Origin of the sequence: Nocardia sp. GCM10030253, from assembly GCF_042675075.1 — a bacterium.
Classification (GTDB): domain Bacteria; phylum Actinomycetota; class Actinomycetes; order Mycobacteriales; family Mycobacteriaceae; genus Nocardia.
Window position 1 is genome coordinate 610,323 of the sequence record NZ_JBHTDL010000012.1, and the last position, 16,662, is coordinate 626,984.

At 66.8% G+C, this 16,662-nt stretch carries 12 protein-coding genes; 5 read left to right on the forward strand and 7 right to left on the reverse strand.

From position 1 onward, the window contains the following. Positions 1 to 893: 893 nt before the first annotated feature. Positions 894 to 2,924, forward strand: a complete 2,031-nt coding sequence (locus tag ACFQZZ_RS29120) for a hypothetical protein (RefSeq protein WP_378687047.1) — start codon at positions 894 to 896, stop codon at positions 2,922 to 2,924. A gap of 346 nt (positions 2,925 to 3,270) precedes the next feature. Beyond that, on the forward strand, positions 3,271 to 5,097 hold the full coding sequence (gene asnB / locus ACFQZZ_RS29125) for an asparagine synthase (glutamine-hydrolyzing) (RefSeq protein WP_378687048.1): 1,827 nt from the start codon (positions 3,271 to 3,273) through the stop codon (positions 5,095 to 5,097). A 35-nt stretch (positions 5,098 to 5,132) separates the two neighbouring features. Here asnB and ACFQZZ_RS29130 read toward each other — a convergent pair whose 3' ends face one another. Further along, positions 5,133 to 6,299 (reverse strand): glycosyltransferase family 4 protein, encoded by a 1,167-nt coding sequence (locus ACFQZZ_RS29130; RefSeq protein WP_378687049.1) that lies wholly within the window; start codon positions 6,297 to 6,299, stop codon positions 5,133 to 5,135. Positions 6,300 to 6,471: 172 nt separating this feature from the next. On the opposite strand from ACFQZZ_RS29130, the gene ACFQZZ_RS29135 reads away from it, so the two are divergent. After that, on the forward strand, positions 6,472 to 7,260 hold the full coding sequence (locus ACFQZZ_RS29135) for a class I SAM-dependent methyltransferase (RefSeq protein ID WP_378687051.1): 789 nt from the start codon (positions 6,472 to 6,474) through the stop codon (positions 7,258 to 7,260). Here ACFQZZ_RS29135 and ACFQZZ_RS29140 read toward each other — a convergent pair. Further along, complete coding sequence (locus ACFQZZ_RS29140) at positions 7,257 to 7,565, reverse strand: hypothetical protein (protein ID WP_378687053.1); 309 nt, start codon at positions 7,563 to 7,565, stop codon at positions 7,257 to 7,259. The two genes, ACFQZZ_RS29135 and ACFQZZ_RS29140, sit on opposite strands and share 4 nt — an antisense overlap. Before the next feature lie 208 nt (positions 7,566 to 7,773). On the opposite strand from ACFQZZ_RS29140, the gene ACFQZZ_RS29145 reads away from it, so the two are divergent. After that, positions 7,774 to 9,219, forward strand: coding sequence for an aldehyde dehydrogenase (locus ACFQZZ_RS29145; RefSeq protein ID WP_378687055.1), 1,446 nt, complete (start codon positions 7,774 to 7,776; stop codon positions 9,217 to 9,219). Here ACFQZZ_RS29145 and ACFQZZ_RS29150 read toward each other — a convergent pair whose 3' ends face one another. Further along, a complete protein-coding gene (locus ACFQZZ_RS29150) occupies positions 9,220 to 9,420 on the reverse strand; it encodes a hypothetical protein (RefSeq protein ID WP_378687056.1) in 201 nt (66 codons plus the stop codon). Between the two features lie 298 nt (positions 9,421 to 9,718). Further along, positions 9,719 to 10,669: a GlxA family transcriptional regulator gene (locus tag ACFQZZ_RS29155; protein ID WP_378687058.1), complete on the reverse strand. Its 951-nt coding sequence runs from the start codon at positions 10,667 to 10,669 to the stop codon at positions 9,719 to 9,721. 106 nt (positions 10,670 to 10,775) lie between these two features. Between ACFQZZ_RS29155 and ACFQZZ_RS29160 the strand changes: the two genes are divergently transcribed. Further along, entirely contained in the window at positions 10,776 to 11,528 is a 753-nt protein-coding gene (locus ACFQZZ_RS29160; protein ID WP_378687060.1) for a phosphohydrolase, read from the forward strand. Positions 11,529 to 11,870: 342 nt separating this feature from the next. On the opposite strand, the gene ACFQZZ_RS29165 is transcribed toward ACFQZZ_RS29160, so the two are convergent. The 3 genes from ACFQZZ_RS29165 to ACFQZZ_RS29175 form a co-directional block, all read right to left on the reverse strand. Beyond that, the gene (locus ACFQZZ_RS29165) at positions 11,871 to 13,703 is read right to left on the reverse strand and encodes a phosphoenolpyruvate carboxykinase (GTP) (RefSeq protein WP_378687062.1); all 1,833 of its coding nucleotides are present in this window, start codon (positions 13,701 to 13,703) and stop codon (positions 11,871 to 11,873) included. Between the two features lie 254 nt (positions 13,704 to 13,957). Beyond that, on the reverse strand, positions 13,958 to 15,520 hold the full coding sequence (locus tag ACFQZZ_RS29170; protein ID WP_378687063.1) for a hypothetical protein: 1,563 nt from the start codon (positions 15,518 to 15,520) through the stop codon (positions 13,958 to 13,960). Further along, positions 15,507 to 16,646, reverse strand: coding sequence for a hypothetical protein (locus tag ACFQZZ_RS29175; protein WP_378687065.1), 1,140 nt, complete (start codon positions 16,644 to 16,646; stop codon positions 15,507 to 15,509). The genes ACFQZZ_RS29170 and ACFQZZ_RS29175 overlap by 14 nt, the downstream gene beginning before the upstream one ends. Positions 16,647 to 16,662: the final 16 nt, after the last annotated feature.

Sequence of the window (16,662 nt, forward strand, 5' to 3'; positions counted from 1 at the left end):
CCAGTCTTCACGCTGGAAGCTGTGTGCCTGCCTCGAAGAGCTGCGGAAGACCAGGTCGGGTACGGCACACGACGTGCCCAGCACTGCCCCCGGCAAAACCACGGGGGCAACCAAAACTGGGGTGCGCGCCCTGGGTTCAGTAAACCGAGCTTGCCTGCCTGAGGTGCCCCGCTGGAACTCATCGGAGTAAGCCAGAGCTGTAGGGGTCGAAGACCAACCTGTCGTCCGAACACCCCGCGTCACAGCTGCACACCCCGTATACGGGGTGTGCAGTCACAACACGGGGTGTGAGGACGCTGTACGGGGGGTGTGCAGCTACGACACGGGGTGTGAGGACGGATTTCTTTACCGCTGGAGAACGCAACCACAGCCAGTCTTCACGCTGGAAGCTGTGTGCCTGCCTGCAAAGCTGCGGAAGACCAAGTCGGGTACGGCACCCGACGCGCCCAGCACTGCCCCCGGCAAAACCACCGGGCTGCAACCAAAACTGGGGTGCACACCCTCGAATTCATAGACCGAGCACAGCTACAAGAAGGGGTGTCAGGACGATTTCTCTACCGCCCGAGGCGCAACCACAGCCAGTCCTCACGCTGGAAGCCGTGTGCCTGCCTGCAAAAGCCGCGGAAGACCAAGCCGGGTACGGCACCCGACGCGCCCAGCACTGCCCCCGACAAAACCACGGGGTGCAGCCAAAACTGGGCAGCGTGCGCTGGGGTTGGTAGACCGAGAACACCTTCCAGCGTGAACGAGGCGCTGCACTGCCAGTCACGCTGCTCCCTATGCACGGCCCTGCTCGTCGCTTGTCCATAGACAGGCAAGCCCCTCGGCGAGGTTCGCGGCCAGTTGCCCCCGGCAACGCCCAACTCTGCGATAGGAACGTAGGGTCGACAGGCGTGAGTGACGGGCAGGCTCGGCGCGACCGGTGGGCGGCGATCGTCCCTGTCGGCTACAGCGCGATATTGGCGCTGCTGATCGCCGGTCCGCTGCTCGGCTCCGGGTACTTGCTCCTGCGCGATGCTGTGAGCACGCCGCGCTCCTACCTGACCGATTCCGCCCTAGGTCTCGGCGACGCCGCCCCGAGGGCAGTACCACAGGACGCGCTCATCGCGGTGCTGTCACCGGTCATCGATGGCGGACTGGTCGTCAAAGCGATCCTGCTGGTTGCGCTGTGGGCAGCTGGATACGGCGCGGCGATGCTGGCCCGCGAACTGCTGCGGCTGACAACTGGGCCGCAACTGGTAGCCACCACAGTCGCATTATGGAACCCCTACGTAGCCGAGCGCCTGCTGCAAGGCCATTGGAGCCTGCTGGCCGGATATGCCGCCCTCCCCTGGACCGCGTTGGCCGCCTACCGAATACGAGCAGCCACCAATCTGCGCCGACCACGCGGACCCCACCGCCGCGCCGATCGCCACCCCACCGACCCTCGACCCGAGCGCGATCCCCAGCACCAGGGCGATCCCCACCGTCACAGCGATCCCGGTCGCCCCGACAATCCCAGCCACCCCGACAATCCCAGCCACCCCGACAATCCCAGTAGGCAAGGCGATCCCCGCCGGGTGGCCGATGTCGTCGGCTGGACCTCTTCGGGTGCCGTGAGCGCGCGGCTCGGCACAGCGGGCCGATGGGCGGCGTTGGCCGCGAGCTTCGCCGCTGCGGGGCTCACGCCAACCGGTGCACTACTGGCCGGGTGCACCGCACTGATATTGGTCGGTCGCCGGAACATCCTGGGGACGCTGATGCTCCTGCTGGCCGCGTCCGCGCCGTGGTTGACGGCAACCGCATTGTCCGATGTCGGTTCCGAACCCTCCGACCCAGCCGGGATCGCCGCATTCGCCGCCCGTGCCGAACCCGGCCTCGGCACCCTGGGCAGCCTGGCCGGGCTCGGCGGCATCTGGAATTCCGATGCCGTCCCCGACTCCCGCACCACCCTGCTCGCCGTAGTCGGAACCGGTCTCCTACTCGCGCTTGTCGCAACAGGCGTCCGCGCCGTCGCCACCAGGACCACCGCTGCGGGCACCCAGTTCATCGGCACCGGAGCCGAGGTCGAACGCGCTGGCCTGCAGACTCGACGGCGGCTGCTGGTCTTGGCCGTCATTGCCATCGCGCTACCTGCGCTGGGTGCGACCCCGTGGGGCAAGGATGTGCTGGAGTGGCTCGTCATCTCGGTACCTGGCGCAGGCCTACTCCGCGACACCCAGAAATACGTGGCGCTCGCGATGCCCGCCTACGCGCTGTGCGCCGCAGCCGGATGCCATGCTGTCGCCCTGCGGTTCACATCGAACAACAAGGTAACTGCGGCCGTAATGTCGGTGACCGCAACAGTGTTCATCGCACTACTGATGCTGCCGCTGTTCGATCTCGCGTGGGGTGTGGGCGGCGCGGTGCGGCCGGTGCACTACCCGATCGGGTGGCAGCAGGTCGCTCAGCGTATCGATGGGCCCGGCGACGTGGCGGTGCTGCCGGGTGGGATGTTCCGGAAGTTCCCGTACAGCGGTCGGGCGCCGGTCTTGGATCCGGCGCCACGAATGCTGCCTCGTGATGTCTTGCAAACCGGCGAACTTCCGGTGCACGGCCGGACGGTCGCCGGTGAGGGTGCCCGCGCGCGGGAGGTGGAAAGCCTGCTGCTGCGCGGAGGGTCGGCAACGGAACTGGCGGAGCTGGGCGTTGGCTGGGTCTTCGTAGAGCGCACAACACCGGGCCCGCTCGGCGATTCGAAAACTACTCTTGCCCAGCTGCATCCGACATATAGCGACACTCAGTTCGCTCTGTACCGAGTTCCCGGCGTCGCCGACCGAGCAAACGAATCCCACACCGCACGCCGTCGCGCCATCTCCGCAGGCGCCCACCTCATTTGGGCCGCCCTACTCCTCGGCGGCCTCCTGATCGCCGCCCCGTCACCTCTGCCCCAGAAGGACCGGTAGCCGGATCTGCGGTCCGCAACCGCAGAGCGATATGCACTTGCGGCGATACGAAAAAGGCGGCGATGCAGACCGAATTCTCCGAGTCGCCCAATGTCTTGTAATCGTTTATCCCACAGGCGCATTCACGAAATCAATCGCCCGAGCGCGGCACGACCGGGCAAATATGGCTTCGGCATAAAGCCGTCACATGTCCATCTGCGATTTTCAGCACGCTTCCCAGTCGCGGCAACAGCTTAGCCTGATCCCGCAGGCATCGCCGTCATCCCGACACCGCATACGGGCGGGCACACCGCCGCCCGCGCTGATTGAACCGCCTCATGCGGATGCGCTGAAGGGACACAACTAAATGTGTGGAATTGCCGGCTATGTTGATTGGTCGACACGGGTGCCGGACACCGACACAATCTCGGCAATGACGAGAACCTTGCAGCCCCGTGGACCCGATGCTTCGGCCGTATGGACAGACACTCATGTCGCGTTGGGGCACACTCGATTGGCCGTAATCGACCCGGCCGGCGGCAAGCAGCCCATGCTTGCTTATCGAAACAGCGCACCGCTGGTACTGACTTACGGTGGCGAAATATACAACCATGCAGAGTTACGGCGACAGCTCTCCGCACTCGGCCACGAATTCACAACCCGCTCCGACACCGAAGTAGTGCTGCAGGCGTACTTACGGTGGGGCCCAAGGTGTGTGGAGGAGTTCAACGGTATGTTCGCCTTCGCAATCTGGGACTCCAGCGAACAGTCGCTGTTGCTCGCACGCGACCGGGTCGGCATCAAACCGCTCTACTACGCCCAGTTGCCGAATGGCCTGGTGTTCGGTTCGGAGCTCAAAGCGGTTCTCGCGCATCCGGCCGTCGACGCGGTAGTCGACGCGAATGGTCTCGCCGAGCTGACCGCGCTGGTCCCGATGACCTCACCGGGCTGCGCCGTGCTGCGCAATGTCAACGAGCTCGTGCCGGCATCGACGGCACTGATCGACCGCGGCGGCATGAGCATCCACCGGTACTGGGAACTGAAAGAGCGACGCCACGAAGACGACCTCGCCACCACCGTCGAGCGAATCCGCGATTTGCTGGCCGACAGCATCAAAGGTCAAGTCGTAGCCGATGTCCCGCTCTGCACCCTGAACTCCGGAGGAGTCGACTCGGCAGCGATGACTGCCATCGTCGCCCGCGAGATCTCGGACTCAACACATAACCTGCTCACATTCGACATCGACCATGCCATGGAGGGCGCGGACGTGGTCGCGCATTCAGCATCCGCACTGCATGTCGAACGCGACAACGCTTATGCGTTGTTGATCGCCAAACATGTTGGTTCACAGCACGATACGCTGATAGTCAGCACCGAAGATCTGCTCAACGCTCATGACGCGACGCTCGAGGCAATGGACCTGCCTTCGTACAGCACCCTCAACGCTTCCCTCGGCCTGCTTTTTCACCGGATACGTCGTGACGCCACGGTAGCCCTGAGCGGGGAGGGCGCCGACGAGCTGTTCCACGGCTACCGGTGGTACCACCAGCCCGCCGACTATGCGCAGGACAACTTCCCTTGGCATCGCACCTACCGGCCGATTGTCGATCTGATGAGCAAGACCGCCGTCGACCACATAAAGCCAATGGAGTACAGCGCTGCGCGTTACCGGGAAACCCTCGAAAAGCTGCCGCCCGGTGGAGAATCCACCAACGATCGACGGCTACGCGAGGTGGCGAAACTGACCAACGACTATTATCTGCCATTCCTGCTCAGACGTGCGGACAGGACATCGATGGCGGCGGGAGTCGAAGTGCGGGTTCCGTATCTCGACCATCGACTTGTCGAATACACCTGGAACATCCCACCGTCGATGAAACAGGTCGGCGGAATCGAGAAAGGTGTACTGCGTACCGCGATCGCGGACCTCCTGCCGAATGAGATTGCGTGGCGCCGCAAGAGCGGATACCCGGCATCGATCACAATGAGCTACCACCGCGCGTTGTGGCAACGCGCACGAGAGGTGCTCACTGACCCAGGGTCGGCCGTGCGCAACATTGTCGACGCCGCAGCAGTGACGGCATTCCTCGACCGCCACGACGGTGATCTCTCAGACTGGACACCAACGCAGCATGTCAGCTACTTGCTGGAACTCGACGCGTGGTTCGCGCGATACCACGTGCACATCGCCTAGCACTCGGCCGCGATACCCTCGCCGGCCGGGCATCGTCAAGGGCCGGGCGGGATGAGGCCGGAAGTGTGCTGGCCTCGGGCGGCTGCGGCGAGGACTTGATAGACACCGTTTCCTGTTTGTTCCCAGGAGAATTCGTTGGCGCGGGCGCGGGCTTTTTCGCCCATGACGGTGCGAGCTTCCGTGTCGTCGATGAGGTCGCCGACGGAGTCGGCGAGTTGGGCGACATCGTCGACCAGCAGGCCGGTGACGCCGTCGACGATGGAGTCGGTGAGGCCGCGGGAACTGCGGTAGCCGATGGTGGGGACGCCGTGCTGGGCGGCTTCGATGACGGCGAGGCCCCAGCCCTCCTTGCGGGAGGGCAGGACGTGCACCCAGGCGCGGGCGAGTAGTTCGTGCTTGCGGCGTTCGTCGACGTGGCCGTGGAAGGTGACCGCGTCGGCGATGCCGAGATCACCCGCGCTGGTCTTCAGGTTGTCGGCCCACCAGCCGTCGCCGATCACGTCCAGGTGCAGGCCGGGAATGCGGGTCCGCAGCCGCGCGACGACGGCGAGCGCGTCTTCGATCTGCTTGTGCGGTACCAGCCGGGAGAGCACCACGATGCGCGGGTCCGGTGTGCGCGTCGCCGCGGCGCCGGTGGGAACGTCCGCCGGAACCGGCTCCGCGCCGTTGCGGACCACCGCGATTCGCGACCGGTCGACCCCGAGCGTGGCGAGTTCCTCGGCCGAGGGCAGCGAGACGGTCAGGTATTGGTTGCGACGGTGCGCCCGCGGCGACAGGCGCGACTCGATCCACCAACCGATCCGGCCGACCAGGCGACCGGCGACCGGCCACTGTTCGCGATGCCCGTGATGCACGAGCACCACGGATGGCGCCTTGGTCGCGGCGGCCGCGAAGAACGGGATCCCGTTCTGCGTATCGATCACCGCGTCGGGCCGCAGCCCGCGCAGGGGTCCGACACCGAGCCTGCCGAGCGCGATCACGGCCAAGGCCCGCGGATACACGGAGTAGCGCCCACCGGCCCGGCTGATGTCGATACCGTCGATGCTTTCCCGCTTGGGCGCCCCCGGGTAGCGGGCGGTCCGCAGCGTGACCTTGACGCCGCGCGCGGCGAGCTGGGCGCCGACCTGCTCCAGATACCGTTCACTGCCGCCGCCCTGCGGGTGCCCGGTGTCGCGCCAGCACAGCAGGAGGACTTCGCGCACGGTGGAGCTTCTCTCGGTCGGCATGTCCCGATCAGGGACGTCGGATATCGCCCAACACCCTAACCTGCGCGCGCGTCCATAAGCTGCCCACCGGTCCCGTTATGGCGTATTACCGCATCCGGTGGCAACAGCGGCTGGAGTGAGTTGCGGGCGTTATGCGAGACTCTCCGCCGTGCCGAGAGCTGAAAGTAAGCCGGGCGGGCGCGCCCTGTCCCGATTCGCGCGGCGGGCCACGCTGCGGCGGTCGACGCGGTTACTCGGCAGCTTCCGATTCGAGCAGACCGATCCCGCGCTGTTCTACGGCGAGTTGGCCGCCGACAGTGCGGCGATGATCGGTGACTTCTATGCCGACGTCACCGGGCGCGGGTTGCGGGGCGCGACAATTCTCGATGTCGGCGGCGGTCCCGGCTATTTCGCCGACGAGTTCATCCGAACCGGCGCCCGGTATATCCCGGTGGAGCCGGATCCGTCGGAGATGCATGCCGCCGGGTTGTCGGTGCCGGGTGCGGTCCGCGGGTCGGGGATGGCGCTGCCGTTTCGAGATGACGCGGTGGACATCTGCTTCTCCTCGAATGTCGCCGAGCATGTGCCGCACCCGTGGGTCATGGCCGACGAAATGGTGCGGGTGACTCGGCCGGGCGGGTTGATCGTGCTCTCGTACACGGTGTGGCTCGGGCCGTTCGGCGGGCACGAGACCGGGCCGTGGCACTACCTGGGCGGGGAGTACGCGGCACGCCGATATCGGCGCAAGCACGGGCGGGAACCGAAGAACCGATTCGGCGAGTCGATGTTCGCCGTCACGGCGGTGGACGGATTGCGCTGGGCGGCAAGCACTTCCGCCGACGTCCGAACGATTTTCCCGCGGTATCACCCGCGCTGGGCCTGGTGGCTGGTCCGCATCCCATTGCTGCGCGAGATTTTGGTGAGCAACCTGGTGGTCGTCGCCACCAAGAGCACTTAGGGCTGCCGCTCCAGCCAACCCCGACGCCAGCTGCGCCTGCCGCACGATCCGTACGACGATTCGACCCACGGCGATTCCTGAATGGCGAGGCCAACAGTCTCGAGGGTGGTGAGTGCGAGTAGGTCGGCCAGCATCCCCACGGTTGCCACGGCCTCTGCTGCCTGCATGGCTGCGGTGGCTTGCTCGATTGTCAGCGTGCGCCCCGGCAGGAAAGAGACGACCCACCCGCCTGCGCCCACACTCTTAGCTTGATGCTCGGTCTGATCGCTCGTCATCAGCGACCGACCGATCACTTGCACCGCCATGACTCTGACTCCCCAACTGCGATATCGGTCTATGAATCGAGCGAGCTGATCAGTAGCTACAGCATCCCCTTTCCAGCAACAGAACGCAATAGTGCGTTCTCTGAAAAGCGAACCGACAGGTTGGAATTCACGCTGCTCAGAGCGGCGGCCGAACAGAAAACTGGAACAGGTTACAGACAAGTGGGCCACAAAACTGTAACGTGTTCTCATGCACTACGACAGCTTGTTCATCGGCGGCCAATGGACCGCGCCAGCCGGCACCGAGCGCCTCCAGGTCATCTCGCCCGCCACGGTCGAGACGGTGGGCAGCGTCCCGGTGGTCGTTCGTGACGACGTCGACGCCGCGGTTGCCGCCGCACGCCGCGCCTTCGACTCCGGCCCATGGCCGGCCACCCCGCCGGAGGAGCGCGCCCAGGTGCTCAGCCGCGCCGCGCGCCTCATCGAGGAGCGATCCGCTGATCTGCTCGCCACGCTCACCGCGGAAATGGGCGCACCGGCGATGATCGCCATGACGCTCAACCAGATCCCCGCGGTCGCCGCGCTCGATGCCTACGCCGGACTGGCAAAGTCCTTCCCCTGGAACGAAACTCGCACCGGCGTGTTCGGCACCTCCCGGGTCTCCCGTGAGCCGCGTGGCGTCGTCGCGGCTGTCACCGCATGGAACGTCCCGCTTTTCCTCGCGGCCAACAAGCTCGCCCCCGCGCTGCTCGCCGGCTGCACGGTGGTGCTCAAGCCCGCGCCGCTGACCCCGCTGACCGCCAACAAGATCGCCGATATCTTCACCGAAGCGGGCCTGCCCGAGGGCGTGCTTTCGGTACTGCCCGCCGAGGCGGATGCCGCCGAGTACCTGGTCTCGCACCCCGGCGTCGACAAGGTCACCTTCACGGGAAGCACCGCGGTCGGCCGTAAGATCGGCGCGATTGCGACCGGTCAGCTCAAGAGCGTGTCACTGGAGCTCGGCGGCAAATCCGCCGCGATCCTGTTGCCCGACATGGACGTTGCCGCGAACATCCCGGTACTCGCCTTCTCCGGCCTGATGAACAGCGGCCAGGGCTGCGTCGCGCAGACCCGCATCCTCGCGCCGCGCAGCCGATACGACGAAATCCTCGAGGCACTGGTCGAGCACGTTAAGACGATGAAGGTCGGCGACCCGACCGACCCGACGGTGATACTCGGCCCACTGATTTCGGAGCGGCAGCGTGAGCGCGTCGAGGGCTATATCGCCAAGGGCAAGGAAGAGGGCGCACGGCTGGTGCTCGGCGGCGGCCGCCCCGCCGACCTGGATCGCGGCTGGTTCGTCGAGCCGACGATCTTCGCCGACGTGGACAACTCCTCGACCATCGCCCAGGAGGAAATCTTCGGCCCCGTGCTGTCGGTGATCCCCTACGACACCGAGGACGAGGCCATCGCCATCGCCAACGACTCCGTCTACGGCCTGGCGGGCTCGGTGTGGACCAGCGATGTCGAGCACGGCGCCGAGATCGCCGCACGGGTGCGCACCGGCACCTACGCGATCAATTGGTATGCGTTCGATCCCAGCTCGCCCTTCGGCGGATACAAGAGCTCCGGCCTCGGCCGGGAGAACGGCCCCGAAGGTCTCGACTCCTTCTGCGAGCAAAAGTCGGTGCTCATGCCGCTCGGCTGGACGGGGTAATCACGCCCTGGGCATGACCACCCGCAGGACAGGCTGGTGAACGCTCCCCCTGGCACCCGGCGCGTCGACGATCTCGACGCGCCAGCCCGGGGGCAGCGCCGCCTGCAGCCGGCCCGAGGCCCGCCGCAGCGGCGTGCTCACGGTCGCCAGCTCGATTCCGGCAACCTGGGGCACCGGCCCACCGGTTTCCAGATCGGTCATGCTCCAACCACCTCTCGCGCTTCGATCTCATCGTTCGCCGCGGGTATCGCGTAGTCACGAGTCGATTAGGGAAGAAGTTCAGTCGATCAGACATGAGACGGAGAACACACACAGCATAAGCCAGAGATCGCCATCGCGACCAAGCGGAACGATCGCGAGCGCGCGCAGCGGTAGTTCGACCTGCTGCGCGATCTCGATCGCCGACTTCTAGTCGGACATTAGCGCATCCGCATAGGACGCCCGCCTGTATTGCGCAGGCTCGTAAATACTGGTGCGGCACCGCGGCGGCCGAGCCGGATCATCGACGCAACGACCTGCGATACCCAGCGGGCGTCGTGCCCGTTGCCGCGCGCAGATGTACCCGCATCGCGGTGACGCTACCGAATCCGGAATGCGCAGCAACGACTTCGACCGGCAGTTCGGTGGCTTCCAGCAATTCGCGAGCACGCGCCGTGCGCTGTGCCTCCAGCCAGCGTCGAGGTGTAGTGCCGACCGCCGCCTTGAACCGGCGGATAAAGGTGCGCTCGCTCATCAACGCGTGCGCGGCCAGCGCCGAAACATCTGGCGCGGCTGCCGGATTCGCCGCTGCCCAGGCCATCGTCGCGGCCAATCCACCATCGAAGCCGTTGTCGCTCACGGTATCCGGGATGTATTGGGCCTGCCCGCCCTCCCGATGCGGCGGTGTCACGTTCCATCGAGCCAGCTCCGCCGCGGCGGCCGCGCCCAGCTCGCGGCGCACGATATGCAGACACAGATCGAGGCTGGCGGATAAACCGGCGGAGGTGAGCACATCACCGTCGTCGATATACAGCGCCGCAGGGTCGAGCTTTACCGCCGGAAACAACTCAGCGAAGGTGTCGCAATATGCCCAGTGCGTGGTGGCAGGCCGCCCGTCCAGCAGTCCTGCTCTGGCCAGAACGAACGCACCGACACAGACACTGACCATGGTCGCACCGCGCGCCGCCGCGGCACGCAGCGCATCAAGCGCCGCATCCGGCGGCGGCAAGGTCGGCAAGCCGATGCCAGGCACCACAACGATGTCGGCGTCCGCCATCGCTTCCAGCCCGTGCGCCACGGTCAGGTCGAATCCGCTCGGCGTCCATACCGGCCCCGGCCGCACCCCGCACGTCTCCAGCTCGAATCCGACCGGCGCACCGAACTTTCCCGGCCCGTACCGGAACGCCTGCACGATGCACCCGAGGTCATAGGTGATGATGCCGTCGAGCGCGAGTGCGACAACCTTCTTCACCCGAACAGTTTGGCATGAATCCGAGCATTACTGGCATTTCCGCCACTCGCCGGATCACCGGCCGCACGATTCACTCGATGACATAACCGAGACGAAGGAGACCACCGTGGGTGCGCCGACAGGCATCGACTGGGAATGGGCGACCCGCACCGGTGGGACGCTGACCAAGAGACAACGCCGCAGACTCTCCGTCGAACTCGCGCGCGCCGTGCCGAGCGTGCTGCCCAACCGCGTCAAGGTCGCGCTCGGCCGCCGGGGTCGCGGCCGACTCGAGTTCGCAGGCCTGCCATTGCCCGACTCGAAACTCGCCCGCGCGGCGGAAACCGAAGCCCGCGAATCGCTTTCGATCCACGTGCTGGAGCACTCGTATCGGAGTTACTTCTTCGGCCGGGTACTCGCTGACCTCGACGGCGCCGACTACGACGACGAACTGGCCTATGTTTCCTGCCTACTGCACGACCTACAGCTCGAACACCCCACTCCGGGCCGCTGTTTCGCGGTGACCGGCGGTGAGCGCGCCGCCGAGTTCGCCGCCAGGTCGGGCGCAGCGCCGGAACAGGCTCAGGCCATCGGTGCGGCCATCGCCGCGCACATCACGCCGGGTGTCATGAACGATCTCGGCGACCTGGGCGGCTTCGTCTCCGCGGGCGCCTCGGTGGACGTGATCGGTGCCCGCCTGTCCGAGCTCGATCCGTCCTGGGTCGAGGAGCTGTTGCGCCGCCACCCACGGCACGACTTCAAGCGACATGCGGCCGCCGCATTCCGAGCGGACGCCGAGGCGGTACCGCACGGCAGGATGGAACTCCTGATCAGCACCGGATTTCTCCAACTGCTCCGGATGGCACCGTTCACCGAATAGGACCGCCGAACAAAGAAACTGCCCGCACCATTCACGGTGCGGGCAGCCTATTCATCACTGACCCCACGAACCAAGTCTTACGAGTGACGTTCACGACGAGTGACGTTCACGTCCGCCTCGCGCGAGACGGACGCGTCCAACAACGTCGAAAGCACCGCCACCGACCCGGCCACTCGCCACGACAACGCCTTTCGAGCGAAGCGAGACCGAGCACTAGAGTTCGCGGCCCGGCTCGCGTCCGAGTCGTCGAAGCGCATGCGCCGCAGGCGCGAGTCTCGACGGCTCGGACGCGAGCCCAAGGGGGCCGCGAACACGCAGCGCCGAAGGCGCTGCCAAAAAAACTCAGCCCAGACGTTCTTTCAGTGCCTCGAACTCGTCACGCACACCGGAAGGCAGCTTGTCGCCGACGAACTCGAACCACTCCTCGATCAGCGGAATCTCCTTGCGCCACTCGTCCGCGTCGACCTTCAGCGCCTCGTCGACATCGTCGGCCTCGACCTTCAGACCATCGAGGTCGAGCTGCGCGGCGGTCGGCACATGGCCGATCGCGGTGCTCTCGGCGCCCGCGCTGCCCTCGATGCGGCCGACGATCCACTCCAGCACGCGGGAGTTCTCACCGAATCCGGGCCACAGGAAGCGACCGTCGGCGCCGCGACGGAACCAGTTGACGTAGAAGATCTTCGGCAACTTGTTCGCGTCGGCGTTCTTGCCGACGTTGATCCAGTGGTTCAGGTAGTCGCCGACGTGGTAGCCCATGAACGGGATCATGGCCATCGGGTCGCGGCGCACGGTGCCGACCTTGCCCTCGGCCGCAGCGGTCTGCTCCGAGGAAAGGGTGGCGCCCATGAAAACGCCGTGCTGCCAGTCGAAGGACTCGGTCACCAGCGGGACCGTGGTCTTGCGGCGACCGCCGAACAGAATCGCCGAGATCGGCACGCCCTGAGGGTCGTCCCACTCCGGCGCCAGGATCGGGCACTGCGACATCGGCGTGCAGTAACGCGAGTTCGGGTGGGCGGCAAGCGTCTCGGTCTCCCGGAGATGCCAGTCGTTGCCCTTCCAGTCGATCAGGTGATCGGGCTCGCCCTCCAGGCCTTCCCACCACACATCGTTGTGGTCGGTCAGCGCGACGTTGGTGTAGACCGTGTTGCCCGCATTCATGGTGGCCATGGCATTCGGATTCGAGCTGTAGTTGGTGCCCGGCGCGACGCCGAAGAAGCCGAATTCCGGGTTCACCGCGTACAGGCGGCCGTCCTTGCCGAAGCGCATCCAGGCGATGTCGTCACCGAGGGTCTCCGCGCGCCAGCCGGGAATCGTCGGCTGGATCATCGCGAGGTTGGTCTTGCCGCAGGCGCTCGGGAACGCGGCGGCGATGTAGTAGGCCTTGTTCTCCGGGGAGATCAGCTTGAGGATCAGCATGTGCTCGGCCAGCCAGCCCTCGTCATGGGCCATGGCCGAGGCGATGCGTAGCGAGTAGCACTTCTTGCCGAGCAGCGCGTTGCCGCCGTAGCCGGAGCCGTAGCTCCAGATCTCGCGGTCCTCGGGGTAGTGGGTGATGTACTTGGTGTCATTGCACGGCCACGGCACGTCAGCCTGGCCTTCGGCCAGCGGTGCGCCGACGGAGTGCAGTGCCTTCACGAACGGGCGGTCGGTGCCGAGCTTCTCCAGTGCGGGAGCACCCATGCGGGTCATCACGCGCATCGACACCACGACGTACTCGGAGTCGGTGATTTCGACGCCGAGCTTGGGGTCCTCAGCGCCGAGCGGGCCCATGCAGAAGGGCACCACGTACATGGTGCGGCCCTTCATCGAGCCGCGGTACAGCTCGGTCATGGTGGCGCGCATCTCGGCGGGGTCGACCCAGTTATTGGTCGGGCCGGCGTCGGCTTCGGTCTTCGAACAGATGTAGGTGCGCGACTCGACGCGCGCCACATCGGAGGGGTCGGAGAGTGCGAGGAAGGAGTTCGGCTTCTTCTTCTCGTCGAGTCGCTTGAACGTGCCAGCCTCGACGAGTTGGTTGGTCAGCCGATCCCATTCGTCATCGGAACCGTCCGCCCAGACCACTCGCTCCGGCTGAGTGAGTTCTGCGACTTCCTGTACCCAGGCGAGTAGTTCGCTGTGCTCGGTCGGCGTTTTGCCGTCGGATCCACGAAGACCAGGAATGGTCGCTGAGGTCATGAAAACTCTCCTGAGATGGGCGGTTCTACGATGCTTCCGTCTGGCCCTTAGGCCCATGACCAGCGCGAACACACCGAGCGCCACCATTGGCGGGAAGGCACCCGCTACGACCAGTCGAATGCGCGTCCCGGCTGGACGGCGTACATGGACGAAGCGGACGCCCAGGTTCCTGATTAGAGGTTAACGCGATGTGACGACCAGTACGGAATCGGGTACAGATCGGGTTCCTCGTGGAGTACCCAACGGTTACCGATTCACGCTGGCGAAATCCGTCGATCGATGATCTCGATATCGCGTTCACACGCGGCGAGTTGTCCGGGTTGTTCGGCCGCGGTGCGGCGCAAACGCGCCTCCAATTCGGCCACTCGGCGATCTATTTCGACCATTCGCGCAGTGCTCGCGCGCACGACGCGATCGGCGAGCGCGGTCTCCGATTCCACCAGCGCGGTCGCCACTCGCTGCTCGAGCTGGGCTTTTACATTGACCAGCGCGTCGGACACCCATTGCCGGACGTGCGCGCGGTCGGCCACCTGTCTGCGCGCCCGCACCACCCAGCCCGCAGCGCCCGCGCCGAGCAACAGCGCCACCAGCCAGCTCGCGGCGTCCAGTGTCGGCACCAGCGCGAGTGGCGAAACCAACAGTCGGCCGAGGCCGACACCCGCCGACGCGCCCAGCGCGATCATGAGGTGATCTTCGACACCCCGGTGCCGCGGTTCGGGATCGGGGCCGACCCGAGGGGCCGGATCGCGCCGTCGCGCCGGCACGGCGTGCTCGCCCGTCGCACCGTCGATCCGCAGGGCGAGCTCGGCCAGCCGGTGCTCGATCTGTACGTCGACCGCGCCGGTCAGCTCGGTGACCGCCTGCTGCAACCGCTCCGGGTAGTCGCCGAGTTGGGACGGGCGCAGTCGATCGAGTTCGCCGCGGGCGGCGGTGTGCAGTGCTCGCACCCGGGAGCCGACGTCGGTCATCAGGTCCACCCTGGCCAGGTGCAGTTGGCTGCGCAGTGTCGACAGCGCTGTTGCCCGGCCGCCGTCGCGGCCGGCGAGCAGCGTGGTTCGTTCTTCCCGCCACCGTGCGGGTTCGGCGCCGGAACGCAGGGCTGCCACCTGATCGGCCACCCGCTGGCGCGTTTCGGCCAGCACCCTGGCGGTGACGGCCGCCAGCCTGCCATCGCCGGTGGCTTCGGCGCCCGCGGCCGCCGCGGCGAGTTCGGCGTGCAACGCGGTCAGCCCCGAACGGTCGAGCAGGCTCGCGTCGCCGCCCGCGCGGGCCGCCACCGCGAGCCGCGCCGAGACCGGCACGATGTCGAGGTCGGCGGCGTCCTGGGTGGCGAGCAGGTCGAGATTGTGTGCGTGGACAGCGCGCCAGTCCTGATAGGCGTGGATGCCGTTCATGGCGAGCAGGATTCGAGTGCCGTCGGCGCGCAGCCGATGTACCAGCCGCAGCGTGTCCGTGCCGAGCGAGCTGCCCGCGTCGAGCAGTATCAGCGCGACCGCCGCGGGCGCCGCCCCTGACGGGGAGGTGGTTTCCGCGGCCGCACTCGCGTCGGCCACCGGATCGGAGAGAGCGATCCGCGGTTCGAACCGCGCCAATTCGGTACGCAACAGCGTGGTGTTGGCATCATCGGGCCCGATCAGCGTGACCGCCGACGCCGCGCCGGTACCGAGCACGGCGCGCATGAGGGCCATGCCCTGCGGATTCCACCGCGCCACCACGGCCTCGACATCGGGCGGCAGCGGTGGCGCGTCCAGCACACGCGCCACCGGATCCGCACCGGCCGGCGACAGCGCCTGCTCCGGTTGATCAGAGTCCGGCACTGCTCATCCGCTCCCATAGCCGGATGTAGCCGTTGTGGACGCGCAGGGCGGCACGGCGGGCCGCGGGCGACATGTCGCTGGAGACGACCGCCCGCCAGCGCGCCGCCCGTGTCATGGCGTCGTCGGCATCGTCGGGTGCGGGCGACGGGTACCCGGCCGCGAGGTGCGCGACGTCGGGGCAGGCCAGTCCGGCGCACAGGCCCAGCCACAGCGCATCGTCGCCGAAGAGATAGTCCTCGAGAATGTCGCGCGCGCGGCCGCCGTCCCCGGGCAGCGCGGCGGCGGCCAGCCGGGCAAGCTCGTCGAGCAGTACGCCGCCGCGCAGCGCCGAGACCTGCTCATAGCGTCGGTGCAGAAGGCGGTGCAGCGCGTCGATACCACTCACCGCGTGCAGGATTTGCAGCAGCGCGTGCGGGGTGAGCTCCGGATCCCGGCGCAGCGCGATGAGTGCGCAGCTCACGCCGTAGAGGTCCCAGCGCTGCAGCAGCTGCTCGCGTTCGGCGACGTCGGGCCCGGCCGATGGCGAGGTGAACAGGTCGGGCGACAGCGTGAGCGACGGGTCCGCGTTGGCCGCCAGTCGGTGCAGCGTCGTCATATCGGTATCGGTCAGCGCGCCCGCCCTGGTGCGCACCGCCAGCGACGCGACCACCGGCAGCGTGAGAATGCCCAGCTCCCTGCTGTACTGCTCGGCAGCGACGACCGCGTCACCCCAACGCGAACCGACCGCGTCGGCCTTGTTCAACACCAGCACGGTCCGTTCCGACGGCAGCGTCGCGAGGATCCGCCGATCGGCGGGCAGCGGTGCGCCGGACAGCACGTAGACGACGATGTCGGCGTCGAGCACCGGGTCCGGCACGCCCGGTTCGTCCACCGGACCGGTCTCCACTGCGGACATGAGCGCCAAGGCATGCAGCACGGTGCTGCGGCCCGCGTGCGCGCGACCGGTCACCTGGATACGCGGCGGCCTGCGCCAGTTGGCGCTGACGACACCTATCCGACCTGCCAGGCCCGCATCGTTGCCGGCGCCGGAGCGCAGCATCGCGATCAGATGATCGAGTTGGTCGAGTTCACGCGCGGGTCCACCCGATCGGCCGGCGGGCCCGTTGATTTCGGTGGCTGTCGACATAGCTGCACACCCCCTC